Annotated in this window: 12 protein-coding genes; 6 read left to right on the top strand and 6 right to left on the bottom strand. The window is 71.4% G+C overall.

Going from position 1 to position 12,512, the window contains the following annotated elements:
• Positions 1 to 27: 27 nt before the first annotated feature.
• Complete coding sequence (locus tag IH68_RS0132790) at positions 28 to 777, top strand: SLATT domain-containing protein (RefSeq protein ID WP_030942248.1); 750 nt, start codon at positions 28 to 30, stop codon at positions 775 to 777.
• Between the two features lie 56 nt (positions 778 to 833).
• Here IH68_RS0132790 and IH68_RS0132785 read toward each other — a convergent pair whose 3' ends face one another.
• Both IH68_RS0132785 and IH68_RS0132780 read right to left on the bottom strand, forming a co-directional pair.
• Positions 834 to 2,237 (bottom strand): M20/M25/M40 family metallo-hydrolase, encoded by a 1,404-nt coding sequence (locus IH68_RS0132785; RefSeq protein WP_030942247.1) that lies wholly within the window; start codon positions 2,235 to 2,237, stop codon positions 834 to 836.
• Between the two features lie 92 nt (positions 2,238 to 2,329).
• The gene (locus IH68_RS0132780; protein WP_030942245.1) at positions 2,330 to 4,213 is read right to left on the bottom strand and encodes a protein kinase domain-containing protein; all 1,884 of its coding nucleotides are present in this window, start codon (positions 4,211 to 4,213) and stop codon (positions 2,330 to 2,332) included.
• A 207-nt stretch (positions 4,214 to 4,420) separates the two neighbouring features.
• Here IH68_RS0132780 and IH68_RS0132775 point away from each other — a divergent pair, with 207 nt between their 5' ends.
• The 4 genes from IH68_RS0132775 to IH68_RS0132760 all read left to right on the top strand — a co-directional run bounded on the left by IH68_RS0132775 (position 4,421) and on the right by IH68_RS0132760 (position 9,830).
• Complete coding sequence (locus IH68_RS0132775; protein ID WP_030942243.1) at positions 4,421 to 5,776, top strand: aspartate aminotransferase family protein; 1,356 nt, start codon at positions 4,421 to 4,423, stop codon at positions 5,774 to 5,776.
• Positions 5,777 to 5,914: 138 nt separating this feature from the next.
• Positions 5,915 to 6,616 (top strand): GntR family transcriptional regulator, encoded by a 702-nt coding sequence (locus tag IH68_RS0132770; protein WP_030942241.1) that lies wholly within the window; start codon positions 5,915 to 5,917, stop codon positions 6,614 to 6,616.
• Positions 6,613 to 9,123, top strand: a complete 2,511-nt coding sequence (locus IH68_RS0132765; protein WP_030942239.1) for a dolichyl-phosphate beta-glucosyltransferase — start codon at positions 6,613 to 6,615, stop codon at positions 9,121 to 9,123. The genes IH68_RS0132770 and IH68_RS0132765 overlap by 4 nt, the downstream gene beginning before the upstream one ends.
• Positions 9,124 to 9,179: 56 nt before the next feature.
• A complete protein-coding gene (locus tag IH68_RS0132760) occupies positions 9,180 to 9,830 on the top strand; it encodes a hypothetical protein (RefSeq protein ID WP_030942237.1) in 651 nt (216 codons plus the stop codon).
• 14 nt (positions 9,831 to 9,844) lie between these two features.
• On the opposite strand, the gene IH68_RS0132755 is transcribed toward IH68_RS0132760, so the two are convergent.
• The 3 genes from IH68_RS0132755 to IH68_RS55575 are packed head-to-tail and all read right to left on the bottom strand — an operon-like array spanning position 9,845 to position 10,919.
• Positions 9,845 to 10,324, bottom strand: a complete 480-nt coding sequence (locus IH68_RS0132755) for a poly-gamma-glutamate biosynthesis protein PgsC/CapC (RefSeq protein ID WP_030942235.1) — start codon at positions 10,322 to 10,324, stop codon at positions 9,845 to 9,847.
• Positions 10,321 to 10,575, bottom strand: a complete 255-nt coding sequence (locus tag IH68_RS0132750) for a hypothetical protein (RefSeq protein ID WP_159403750.1) — start codon at positions 10,573 to 10,575, stop codon at positions 10,321 to 10,323. The genes IH68_RS0132755 and IH68_RS0132750 overlap by 4 nt, the downstream gene beginning before the upstream one ends.
• A complete protein-coding gene (locus tag IH68_RS55575) occupies positions 10,572 to 10,919 on the bottom strand; it encodes a hypothetical protein (RefSeq protein WP_159403749.1) in 348 nt (115 codons plus the stop codon). The genes IH68_RS0132750 and IH68_RS55575 overlap by 4 nt, the downstream gene beginning before the upstream one ends.
• Before the next feature lie 188 nt (positions 10,920 to 11,107).
• On the opposite strand from IH68_RS55575, the gene IH68_RS0132740 reads away from it, so the two are divergent.
• Positions 11,108 to 12,058: a hypothetical protein gene (locus IH68_RS0132740; RefSeq protein ID WP_051833850.1), complete on the top strand. Its 951-nt coding sequence runs from the start codon at positions 11,108 to 11,110 to the stop codon at positions 12,056 to 12,058.
• Positions 12,059 to 12,068: 10 nt separating this feature from the next.
• Here the strand turns inward: IH68_RS0132740 and IH68_RS0132735 are convergent, their stop codons facing one another.
• Positions 12,069 to 12,365, bottom strand: coding sequence for a hypothetical protein (locus IH68_RS0132735; protein ID WP_030942227.1), 297 nt, complete (start codon positions 12,363 to 12,365; stop codon positions 12,069 to 12,071).
• Positions 12,366 to 12,512: the final 147 nt, after the last annotated feature.

Genomic DNA, 12,512 nt, shown 5'->3' with positions numbered 1-12,512 from the left:
AGCGTCGTGATCAGTAGGGAGTGCCGTGTGGGTCAGCCGGAGATGCAGCCCGAGGGGCCGGCTCAGGACGGGCGGGGCGAGGGTGCGGCCGGGCTGCGGCCGGGCGATCTGATCGGGCGGTCGTTCCCGCTCGGGGACTGGGGCGAGCCGGCCGAGCGGCTGCACGAGCTGTACCTGTGGGTGGAGCGCGGGGCGCTGCAGACGGCGGCCTGGTATCTCGCGGACCGGGTGTGGAAGCGGCGGGGTGCGCGGGCGCTGCGCGCGGGGGCCGCGCTGGGGGCCGTGGCCGGGGCCGCGCTGCCGCTGCTGGATCTGACCGGGGTGATCGCGGGGATGGCCGCCTGGGGGTATCTGGCACTGCTGTTCGCGGTGGCGTGCGTGGCCGTGGACCGGTTCTTCGGTGTGACGTCGGGCTGGATAAGGGACGTGGCGACCGCGCAGGCCGTGCAGCGGCGGCTGCAGGTGCTGCAGTTCGACTGGGCCTCGGAGAGTGTGCGGGAGGTGCTGGGCCCCGCGGAGGGGACGGCGAGCGAGGCCACCGAGCGGTGTCTGGCGGTGCTGCGGCGGTTCTCGGAGGACGTGACGGAGCTGGTGCGCACGGAGACGGCCGACTGGATGGTGGAGTTCCGGACCGGTTCCGCGCCGATGGGGATCCAGTCCGCCTCGGCCGGGTCCGGGCGGCAGGAGATGAGCAGTGCGCAGGGGCGCTTCCCGCTGCCGCCGGCGGCGGGCTCACGGCCCAACATGCCGCGTCAGCGGCCGCCCGAGCCGCGGTGAAAGGCGCTCCGCCGGTCTCCCTGCGCGCAGTGACCGCACGGGAGTGAGCCGGGCGGCTAGGACTGCGGGGCGGGGAACGCCACCGGGCTCCTGTTGCCCGCCCGGTTCACCGCCCGCACTCCGAAGAACACGTTGTCCTTCGACAGGTCCACCTCGTAGGCCGTGACGTCCCCGGCGGGGATCACATGCGTCCACTCCGGTGCCGTCGTCTCGCGCCACACGATCTCGTAGCCCGCCAGGTCGGGTTCCGTGCCCCGCGTCCACACCAGCCGGGTGGAGTTGGTCAGGGAAGAGGTCACGATCTTCGCTCCGCGGGGTGTGCCCGGGGCCTGGGCGAGGGTCCACAGGGCGGCCGCATTGACCCGCGCGACCCGCTCGACGAAGTCGAAGTCGCAGAAATCCGGCAGGTCGCCGTACTGCTTGCCGGTCTCGTCGACGCGGACGTCCTGGTGCTGGTGGGCGAAGTCCTCGGCCGGTTCGGTGAAGCGGGCGGCCGGGTAGGCGCGTTCGAGGAAGGGGATGTGGTCGCCGCCGCGGAGGTAGCGGTCGCGGCGGTACACGACACGGACGTGCATGCCGGTCGCGTCGTTGTCGGCGACGTCCCGCACGAAACGGGCGAGCTGGCGGGACGGGGAGTCGTTCTCGCCGCCCACCGACCTGCGGACCGCGGCCTGTTCCGGGGTCTCCGAGCTCGGGACGCCCTCCGCGAACAGCCGGATGGTGTACGGGTCCTTCGTGCCGTCGTCCGCCGTCGAGCTGCCGACGATGTCGTTGGTGAACATCCCCTGCACGTCCGTGCCGGCCGCCTTCAACTGCTGGGCCAGATACGTCGATCCGTACAGGCCCTGCTCCTCCCCCGCCACCGCCGCGAACACGATCGTCGAGGCGGGCCGCCTCTTCGCCATCACCCGCGCCAGCTCCAGTACGACGGCCACCCCGGACGCGTCGTCGTCCGCGCCGGGCGCGTCGGAGGTGGCGTTCATGACGTCCGTGACCCGGGAGTCGTAGTGCCCGGAGACGACGTACACGCGCTCGGGCGTGACCGAGCCGCGCAGGGTCGCCAGCACGTTGGTGATCTTCGTGGCGGTGGGGATGCGGGACGCCGGTTCCTGGACGTACGACTGGAGTTCGGCCGTCATCCGGCCGCCGGAGGCGGCGGCGCAGGAGCGCAGCTCGGCGAGGAGCCAGTCGCGGGCGGCGCCGATGCCGCGGTCCGGGTCGTCCTGGACGGAGAGGGTGTGGCGGGTACCGAAGGAGACCAACTTGCGGATGGTTGCTTCGATGCGGTCGGCGTCCAACTCGCGCAGCAGCGAGTGGAGTTCACGGTTCGGGGGCTGTGCGGTGACGGGCGGGCGGTGGCCCTGTGCGGCCGCTTCGGCCGGGCCCGCCGCCGCCCCGAGCGCTGCCGCGCCCGCCGCCGTCGCGGTCAGTACCGTTCTCCTGGTGGGGCTGGGACGCATGTGCCCTCCCGGGGCTGCCGATGCCGACACTCCACTCATCGTCATGGACACGCCACTACGGCACAAGGGTGCCCGTCAGCCCCTGACGCGCGTCACTGCCTGGTGTACTCCAGCTTCTCGCCGTTGCTGGTGTTCTCGCGCTGCAGGCTGCCGTCCGGCAGCAAGCTGATCTCGGTGGCGTCGCCCGGCTTGCAGTAGCCGGAGTCGCCGGACGTCACGGTGGACGGGCCGATCTCCAGGGGGCCGTCGCTGCCCGGTGCCGCGGTCAGATCGGCCTGGAACACGCAGTGATAGGTGCCGCTGCTGGTGGGGCCGTCGGCGACGAGGGAGAGGACCGCGTCGCCCACCTTGCCCTGCTGGATGGTGAGTTCGCGGGTGTTCTCGCCGTCGGCGTTGGTGATGGTGGCCGTCCAGGTGCCCAGATAGCCGGTGGGGACCGCACCGTCCGAGGGTGCGGAGGTGGTGGGCTGCGCGGTCGTCGGGGTCGTCCCGCTCGGCTCGGGCTGCGAGGGTGCACCGGTGGTCGGGGCCAGGCTCGGCTTGTTGTCCGCCTTGTCGCCGCCGCCGTTCATGAGGGCGTAGACCGAGCCGCCGGCGCCGAGCGCGACGATCAGGGCGACGGCGATCAGCGCCGCGGTGGAACGGCCGCTCCGGCGGGGCGGTTCCTGCGGGGCGTGCGGGACCGGGCCGGTGTAGGACGGGCCGTAGGGCGGGGTGGAGCCGAGGCCGCCGTAGCCGCCGGGTTGTTGGGGGTAGCCGTAGGCGCCGGGCTGCTGCGGCGGGTAGCCGTAGGCGGGCTGCTGGGGGTGCTGCTGCGGATAGCCGTAGGCCGGGGGTGTCTGCTCGGGGGCGGGCGGCGGTGTCGGTGCCCCCTGGCCCGAGACCATCGTGGGCAGGTGGTTCAGCGGGGCGCCGCTGCCCGGCTGCCCGGGCGGGGGCGGTCCGGCGGGTGTGCCGGATTCCGGTGCGGAGTCGTCGGCGGCGGAGGCGTGCTCGGGCGGGGCCTCGGGTGCCGCCTTCTGCAGCGAAGGTCCGCCGGGCACCGCCGCACCCTCCTCGGGGTCTTCCGCGTCCAGCAACTGCACGGCGTGACGACCGAGTTGGGCGACGAGTGCGCTCGGGAGCCAGGGGTCGCGCGAGCGTCCGCCGAGCACGGTGTCCTCGGCCCCCGTGCGCTCCAGCACCGCCTCCAGCGTCGGCCGCGCGCCCGGGTCCTTCTTCAGGCAGTCCCGTACGAGGTCGGCGATGCCCTCGGGCACCCCCTCCAGGTCGGGCTCCTCCTGGGCGATGCGGAACATCAGGGCGTGCACACCGCTGTTGGCGCTGCCGAAGGGGAGGTGGCCGGTGGCGGCGTAGGCCAGCACGGAGCCCAGGCAGAAGACGTCGCACGCGGGCGTGATCCGGTCGCCGCGCACCTGCTCCGGGGCCATGAAGCCGGGCGACCCGACGAGCGCGCCGGTCCGCGTCAGCCCGCCGTCCGTGACGGTCTCCAGCGCCCGCGCGATCCCGAAGTCGATGACCCGCGGCCCATCGATGGTGACGAGCACATTGGACGGCTTCAGATCGCGGTGGATGATCCCGGCGGCATGGATGTCCTGCAGCGCGTGCGCGAGCCCGGCCGCGAGGATGCCCACCGAGCGCTCGGGCAGCGCCCCGTGGTCACGCCCCACGACCTGCTGCAGGCTGGGCCCGGCGACGTACCCGGTGGCCACCCACGGCACCGCGGCCTCCGTGTCGGCGTCCAGCACGGGCGCCGTCCAGTGCCCGCCGACCTGCCGCGCGGACTGCACCTCCTGCCGGAACCGCGCCCGGAACTCCTCCTGCGCGGCCAGCTCCTCCCGCACCAGCTTCACGGCGACGGTACGGCCCCGGTCCGAACGGGCGAGATACACATGCCCCATGCCCCCGGCGCCGAGCCGGGCCAGCAGCCGGTACGCCCCGATGCGCTGCGGGTCCCCCGCTGCGAGCTTCTCCATGGCTGCGCCGCCTTCCCCCCGTAGGTGCAACAGACCGAGAATAGTGCGGTCGCGGGGGTAGTCGCCGGGAGCGGTGTCTACGGTTCCGTAACGCCGCGGCCGACACCCCCGCCGAGCCGCGGGCCCGACAACCTGTCGCGGAAACCCCCACATGCCAGACAGGAAGCCGATACCGAGCAGGCACCGCGGGCTCCTACGCTCGCCGTCATGACCCCTCAGCCAAACCCCGAGGCCGGCGCCGCAGTGAAGGCCGCGGACCGTGCTCATGTGTTCCACTCCTGGTCCGCGCAGGAGCTCATCGACCCGCTCGCCGTCGCCGGTGCGGAGGGGTCGTACTTCTGGGACTACGACGGCAAGCGGTACCTGGACTTCACCAGCGGGCTCGTCTACACCAACATCGGCTACCAGCACCCGAAGGTCGTCGCCGCGATACAGGAGCAGGCCGCACACCTGACGACGTTCGCGCCCGCCTTCGCGATCGAGGCCCGTTCGGAGGCGGCCCGGCTGATCGCCGAGCGGACCCCGGGCGACCTGGACAAGATCTTCTTCACCAACGGCGGCGCGGACGCCGTGGAACACGCCGTACGGATGGCGCGGCTGCACACCGGGCGGCCGAAGGTCCTGTCCGCCTACCGCTCCTACCACGGCGGCACCCAGCAGGCGATCAACCTCACCGGCGACCCGCGCCGTTGGGCCTCCGACGGTGCGGCCGCCGGGGTCGTGCACTTCTGGGCGCCGTACCTCTACCGCTCGCGCTTCTACGCCGAGACCGAGGAGCAGGAGTGCGCGCGGGCGCTGGAGCACCTGGAGACCACGATCGCCTTCGAGGGGCCGGCCACGGTCGCCGCGATCATCCTGGAGACGATTCCGGGCACCGCCGGGATCATGGTGCCGCCGCCCGGCTACCTCGCCGGTGTGCGGGAGATCTGCGACAAGTACGGCATCGTCTTCGTCCTGGACGAGGTCATGGCCGGGTTCGGGCGGACCGGCGAGTGGTTCGCGGCCGACCTGTTCGGTGTCGTACCCGACCTCATGACCTTCGCCAAGGGCGTGAACAGCGGCTATGTGCCCCTCGGCGGGGTCGCCATCTCCGGCGCGATCGCCGAGACCTTCGGCAAGCGCGCCTACCCGGGCGGTCTGACGTACTCCGGGCACCCGCTGGCCTGCGCCGCCGCCGTCGCGACGATCAACGTCATGGCGGAGGAGGGTGTGGTCGAGAACGCCGGGCACCTGGGCGTGACCGTCCTCGGTCCGGCGCTGCGCGAGCTCGCCGAGCGGCACCCGAGTGTCGGCGAGGTGCGGGGTGTCGGCATGTTCTGGGCGCTGGACCTGGTGAAGAACAAGGAGACGCGCGAGCCGCTGGTGCCGTACAACGCGGCCGGTGAGGCGAACGCGGCGATGGCCGCCTTCGGCGCCGCCGCGAAGAAGCACGGCATCTGGCCCTTCATCAACATGAACCGCACCCACGTCGTGCCGCCCTGCAACGTGAGCGAGGCCGAGCTGAAGGAGGGCCTCGCGGCGCTGGACGCGGCGCTGTCGGTGGCCGACGAGTACACGGCGTAGCCGCCTGCGGCCGCTCAGGTGCCGCACCGGACGACCACAGCTACGCGGGTAAACAGCGGGAGGTCGAACGCGTAAGGTGGCGTGCTCGTAGATATGTACGTGTACGCCACCCGACCGCGACGAGGAGACGCCCGACACATGCCCGGCAGCAGCGGCAACGGCTCCGTGACCCGCAGCACCCTGCGGCAGCAGATCGCCGACGCGCTTCGCGACGAGGTTCTCGCGGGGCGGCTCCAGCCGGGTCAGGAGTTCACGGTGAAGGAGATCGCCGAGCAGTACGGGGTCTCCGCGACGCCCGTGCGCGAGGCGCTCGTCGACCTGTCCGCGCAGGGACTCCTCGACGCCGACCAGCACCGCGGCTTCCACGTCCACGAGTACTCGGTCGCCGACTACCGCGGCATCGTCGAGGCCCGCAGCCTGGTCACCGACGGCATGTTCATCGCCCTGGACAAGGACCAGGACCGATTCCCGCCGCACGACGAGACCCGTGCCGTCGCCGCCCTCGCCGGGGTCCGGCGCCGCGGCGAGGAGGCGCAGCGGGCCTCGCTGGCCGGCGACCTCACCGTGCTGATCGGCTACGACCTGCGCTTCTGGCACGAGCTCGGCACCCTCTTCGGCAACCCCTATCTGGCCGACTTCCTGCACCGGCTGCGCGTCCAGTCCTGGGTGTGCGCGGCGCAGCATCTGCGCCGGCTGTCCGATCTGCGCGGGGCCCTGTGGTCCGGCCACACCGACCTGGTCGACGCCCTGGCCAAACGCGACACCAGGACGGCGCGGGCGATCGTCACCTCGTACAACCAACACTCGCTGGCCCTCATCGAGCGGCTGGCGGACGGATGAGCAAGCCGGCCGGGAGCACACCTGCCTGGGCCGTGGACCTCACCGTCGTCATCCCCGCCTTCAACGAGGAACAGCGCCTCGGCGCGACCCTCGACGCCGTCATCCGCTATCTGCGCGAGAACGAGGGCCGGTGGGGCGAGTGGGAGGTCGTCGTCGCCGACGACGGGTCGACGGACACCACGCGGGACGTCGTCACGGGACTGAAGGAGCCCCGCGTCCAGCTCGTCACCAGCGCTCGTCACCACGGCAAGGGCAACGCCCTGCGCCTGGGCGTCGCCGCCTCCCGCGGACGGCGCGTACTGGTCACGGACGCCGATCTCGCGGCCCCGGTCGAGGAGCTTGAGCAGCTCGACAAGGCGCTCGGCGAGGGGAACGCGGCGGCGATCGGCTCCCGCTCCGTGCCCGGCGCGACGATCGGGAACCGTCAGCACCCACTGCGCGAACTGCTGGGCCGCGCAGGGAACTTACTCATACGCCGCACCACCGTGCCCGGCATACGGGACACCCAGTGCGGCTTCAAGCTCTTCGACGGCGAGAAGGCCCGCGAGGCCTTCGCCGCCTCCCGGGTCAACGGCTGGGGCATAGACGTCGAGGTCCTGCGGCACTTCCACCGCGCCGACTGGCAGGTCGCCGAGGTCCCCGTCCGCTGGTCCCACCAGCCCGGCTCGAAACTGCGCCACCTCGACTACGCCCGGGTCCTCGCCGAACTGACCCGGCTACGCGCCCGGTCCCTGCGCCCCGCGGACGTCTTCGCCGTCACCCTCTTCCTCCTCATGTCGATGGCCCTGTACTCGGGCCGTCTGTTCGACCCGGACCACCGCTACCTCCCCGACTCCCTCCAGGACCAGAACCAGTGGGAGTGGTTCTTCGACGTCACCGCCCACAACCTCGCCCACCTGCACAACCCCCTCTTCTCCGACCTGCAGGGCTTCCCCGACGGCGTGAACCTCATGGCCAACACGGTCATGCTCGGCCTCACCGTGCCGTTCGCCCCGCTCACCCTCCTGGCGGGCCCGGCGGTCTCCCTCAGCGTCGTGATGACGCTGGGCCTCGCGGCGACGGGCTCCGCCTGGTACTGGCTGATCGTGAAACGCGTCGTACGGCGGCGGGCCGCGGCCTTCGTCGGTGCGGCGTTGGCGGCGTTTGCGCCGCCGATGGTCAGTCACGCGAACGCGCACCCCAACTTCGTGGTGCTGTTCATGATCCCGCTGATCATTGATCGGGCGCTTCGCTTCGCGGATGGCGCCGGGATGGGTCGTCGGTCGTCTGCAGGCCGGTCGTGGCTGGTCGCGCAGTTCCCCGCGCCCCTGAAGGGCGCGGTCGTGCGGCACGGGATCGTGCTCGGCCTGATGGTGGCGTACCAGGTCTTTCTCGGGGAGGAGCCCCTGCTGCTCGCAGCTATCGGCATGGGCCTCTTCGCGGCCGCCTACGGCCTGGTCCGCAGGGATGTGGCCCGCGTTGTCTGGAGGCCCCTCCTCAAAGGGCTCGCGATCGCCGCCGCCGTCTGTCTTCCGATCGTCGCGTATCCGCTGGTCTGGCAGTTCGCCGGGCCGCAGAGCTACGCACACATGCCGCACAGCAACAACTCGGGCAACAGCCCCCTCGCGTTGCTCTCCTTCGCCGAACGCTCCCTGGTCGCGGGCAGCGCCCAGCGGGCGAACGCCCTCTCTCCCAACCCCACCGAGCAGAACGCCTTCTACGGCTGGCCGCTGGTCCTCCTCGCCTTCGCGATCGTCGTACGGCTATGGGAACAGGCCCTGGTGAAGGCGCTGGCGGTGACGGCGGTCGGGGCAGCGCTGCTCTCGCTCGGCCCCGAGTTCCGCATCCCGATGACGGACAAGGTCTACCCGGGGCCGTGGGCGCTGCTCGCCAAGCTGCCGCTGTTCGAGTCGGTCATCGAGGGCCGGGTCGCGATGATCTGCGCCCCGGCGCTCGGCATGCTGCTCGCCGTGGCGCTGGACCGGCTGACGGCGACCCGCGCCCTGGGCACCCAGTACCTCGGCCTGCTCGGCGTCTGCCTGGCCCTGCTCCCGCTGGTCCCGGCCCCGCTGAAGACGGCCGAACGCCCCGCGACGCCCGCCTTCTTCACCGACGGGGCATGGCAGTCGTACGTCCGAGGGCGCGAGTCCCTCGTCACGGTGCCGCTGCCCGACGCCGGCGACGCGGAGGCGCTGCACTGGCAGCAGCAGGCCGGCCTCGGCTTCAGGCTCCCCGGCGGCTACTTCAACGGCCCCTACGGCAACGACCGCATCGGCATCTACGGCGCCTCCCCCCGCTACACCTCCGACCTGCTGCGTGACGTCGGCGACACGGGCGTGGTCCCGAAGCTCGATGCGACCTGGCGGGCACAGGCCCGGCGCGACTTCGCCTACTGGAGGGCAGGAGCCCTGGTCGTGGCGCCCGGGCCGCACGACGAGGCACTGCGCAGGGCCGTTTCCGAACTTGTCGGCTGGGACGGGAAGTGGGTGGCCGGGGTCTGGGTATGGGACCTGCACGATGGGAGCTGACCTGAGGCGACACCGATTACCCTGCCTTGACCGACTTGCCGTGTGAGGAGCCTTCTTTGGCCTGTGACCTGTGGCTGGTACCGCTCGTCGACGTGTTGTGCCACACCCCCGACAATCCGTTCGCCGAGGAACTCGCGCAGTACAACAACGTGCTCGCCGCCGCCGGGCTGCCTCCGGTGCCGGTGTACCAGTACATGCCCGGCCTGTCCGGGGAGGTCGCCCCGGTGGCCGGCTTCGACTACGACGCGCTGCACTTCCTGCGCCGTGTCTACCTGCTCCAGGTGTGCGGGCTGCCGGTGACGCCGGTCGACGAACTGGGCGGCGACTACGAGCAGTTGCTGGAGATGTTCGAGGCGACGGCCCAGCAGTCGCACCTCGTCTGGCACTACGACCACGCGGGCGCCTACGTCCCCGTGGACTTCCCCCAGCCCCTGTCGAACGACGAGCTCCTCGCCGGCGGCGGCCCGCTGGGCTCTGCCCAGGCCCTGCTGCGTGAACTGGAGTACGTCGCCCCGTCGATCGGCATAGATCCGGCCAACCCTCCGACGCCACCGGAACCACCGCGCGCCCCCACGGAGCTGGAGGAGCCCGCCGTCCCCGCGCCGTACGACCCCAGCCCCTTCGCCCGCGAACGCCATGTGTGGCTCGGCCTGCACGCGGCGGCGACACGGAGCCTGGCCCAGGGGTCGATGATCGTCTTCAGCTGAGGCTCGGAGGATCGTCAGACGCCGGGCAGCTCGGCCAGCAGTGCGCCCGTGGCCAGCACGATGTACGCGCAGACCGTGACCGAGGTGGTCGCCAGCAGCGTGGCGCGCGGCGGCTGACGCACCAGCTGGTAGGCGATCAGGCCGGGCACGATGTAGCCGAGCGTCTGGCTGAAGAGGTACGGGAACTGGTGCCGGAGCGCGAGAGACAGCGCCCCCTGGATCAGCACACCGCACATCAGCACGGCCGCGAACAGCCGCTTGCCGTAAAGGATCACCAGGCGCTGCAGCACCCGTGTGCAGCCGTACGTCACCGCGCTCACCCCGAGCACCATCATGAACAGCCGCCAGTCCGCGAACAGGGTCAGCGTCAGCCAGCCGGGGGTGATCATGCCGCCGGGCGAGAGGTGCGTGGTGAGGTAGCAGATCAGCGAGAAGAACAAGCCGAGTCCGATGGCGATCGCGGCCATGTCGGGGCTGAGGTCGGCGGGGGTCACAGGTCGTTGCCTTCGTTGTATCCGTATCCGTATCCGGAATCGGTGCTGCGCGTGCGCTGAGCGGAGAGGGTGAGGCCGTCGGCCGCCGGGAGCTGCGCGAGCCGCTCCAGGAGGCGCTCGCCCAGGTCGGCGGTGAGCGCGTCGGGGTCGCGGTCCTCGCCGCCGAGGTCGAGGCCAGGGACGAGCCGGCCCATCCGGACGTTGCGTTCGACGAGTGCGAGGCGGCGGCCACGACGGCGAGTCCGCGTCACTTGCCGAAGGCAGACGCAAGGGAGGCCGGCACGGCGTCCGGGGACTGCCGCCCGCCCCGCTCCAGCAGCGAAACGGTGTCGTGCAGATCCGCCGAACTCTGCTTCAGGCAGGGGCCAAGAGAACGGGCGGAATCGACGGCGATATCGCCCTGTGAATCGACGATCGCGCCTGAAACCGCCTGGTCTTCGGATTTCCCGACCGCGCACCGGGCAAGCAGGGAAACAGAAACCGACAAGAGCAGCAGAACCGCTGCGGGAGGCCGGAGACCGCCGAGCAACGGCACGTCCACACGCCTTCGCCGCAGCAGGCGTCGGCGACGGGCAGGCCCGACTGATGCCTGCATGAAATCACTCCTGAGCAGGGGACCAGAAGGGCAGGTGAATTTCCCCGGACCGAAAGGCCCGGGTAAGCATCCTGCAAGACGAAGGAAAGAGCGGACAGGTTCATCAACGCGAGCAAATCAATGCCCGGTTGCCACTGTGATCGACCCCACGCCATTCCTGGGCAACCAGGGTCTAGGCTCGGCGCATCATGCAATTCGCGAGCGAATTCCAGCCGCGCCGCCGCGCGCTCCTGATCGCCCTCGCCGCGGTCGGCACGGCGGCCGCCGTGCCGACGACATACGCCCTTCTCACCCCGGACTCCCCCGCCCCCGGCCCGAGGCTCCGCCTCACCGACGAACTCCGTGAGTACGTCGATCACTTCCCCCGCAACGGCGGCTACCGCACCCCCACCCGCAGCGAACGCACGGCCGTGGCCGAGGCCGTGACGGGCACCCTGCGAGGCCGTCGCTCCATCGCCGCGCAGCACCTGCTACGGCAGATCGACTACCGCCTGACGAGGCATCAACTGGCGGACTCAGGCCGCGAGGTGGCCGAGATCGCCGAGCCGACCGAGCACGGGGTGGGGACGGGTCGCGGCTGGGGCAGGGTCTACGTGGACCTCAGCACCCCGGTCCGCTGGAGCGTCCAGATCCCGCACCCGCGCTCCGACCTGCACACCGAGCTGATCGGCGCCGACCTGTTCGCCCGGGTGCCCGGCGGCGTGCTCGTCCTCGCCGGTGCACCCCGCGACGCCGCCCAGGGCCGCACGGCCGACATGGCCCACCGCAGCCGTACGGTCTTCAACGAGGTGTGCGACGCGCTGGTCACCCGGCGTATCCCGGGCCTCCAGGTGCACGGGTTCGCCGATGACAGCTCCCCGGGCCACGACGTGGTGCTCTCGACGGGTCCCGCCGGCCGCACACCGACGGCCCGCACGGCGGCCGACCGGATCGAGGCGCAGGGCTTCACGGTCTGCCGGGCCTGGTCCGGCGACTGCGGCGGGCTGGAGGGCAGGACGAACGTCCAGGCCGGCACGGCGGCCGACCTGGGCGTCGACTTCCTGCACGTGGAGAACAGCTACAGCCTCCGCTCCACCCCGGCGGCCCGCTCCCGTCTGGTCACGGCGCTCGCCGAGGTCGCGCGGGGCTGGTCGGGCTGATCACACGCGATCAGTGCAACTGGGACTGGGAGAGGCCCTTCTCCACGTCCTCGAGGTTCATCAGCGGGGTGTAATCGATCTTGGCACCCAGGTTGAGGAAGAACGGCTCGCTGATGACCGGGATCTGGGCGACGTCCTGCAGGTCGAAGACCAGGAAGGCGGTGCGTTCGCCCTCGTCGGCGGTGAAGTAGGCCGCTTCGGGCTTGATCTGCTCCACCGACGACTGGATCATCTTCCCGAGGGTGCCGTTCCGGATGGCCTCGTTCGACTTCTCCGTGTCGAAGTGCGCCCTGAGCAGTACACGCATGACTCTCACCTTCTTCGGGTCGGCGCAGACACGTGTACACGTCCACCGTATGCCCGACTTGTACACCATGCCCTGTTATGCCTCGTGGGTGCTCCCTACTCCCCAAGGAGCAGAACAGCTGCATCCCCGCGTGCGACGCGGCGGGCG

It is taken from the genome of Streptomyces sp. NRRL S-646, from assembly GCF_000720765.1.
Lineage (GTDB): Bacteria > Actinomycetota > Actinomycetes > Streptomycetales > Streptomycetaceae > Streptomyces.
Note: the sequence above shows the minus strand (reverse complement) of the source record. Positions and strands in the feature narration are given on the sequence as shown.

What these genes read in the sequence shown, in the direction of transcription:
- IH68_RS0132785 (WP_030942247.1), bottom strand. Translation starts at nt 2,237, where the DNA reads ATGCGTCCCAGCCCCACCAGGAGAACGGTACTGACCGCGACGGCGGCG.
- IH68_RS0132780 (WP_030942245.1), bottom strand. Translation starts at nt 4,213, where the DNA reads ATGGAGAAGCTCGCAGCGGGGGACCCGCAGCGCATCGGGGCGTACCGG.
- IH68_RS0132775 (WP_030942243.1), top strand. Translation starts at nt 4,421, where the DNA reads ATGACCCCTCAGCCAAACCCCGAGGCCGGCGCCGCAGTGAAGGCCGCG.
- IH68_RS0132770 (WP_030942241.1), top strand. Translation starts at nt 5,915, where the DNA reads ATGCCCGGCAGCAGCGGCAACGGCTCCGTGACCCGCAGCACCCTGCGG.
- IH68_RS0132765 (WP_030942239.1), top strand. Translation starts at nt 6,613, where the DNA reads ATGAGCAAGCCGGCCGGGAGCACACCTGCCTGGGCCGTGGACCTCACC.
- IH68_RS55575 (WP_159403749.1), bottom strand. Translation starts at nt 10,919, where the DNA reads ATGCAGGCATCAGTCGGGCCTGCCCGTCGCCGACGCCTGCTGCGGCGA.
- IH68_RS0132740 (WP_051833850.1), top strand. Translation starts at nt 11,108, where the DNA reads ATGCAATTCGCGAGCGAATTCCAGCCGCGCCGCCGCGCGCTCCTGATC.
- IH68_RS0132735 (WP_030942227.1), bottom strand. Translation starts at nt 12,365, where the DNA reads ATGCGTGTACTGCTCAGGGCGCACTTCGACACGGAGAAGTCGAACGAG.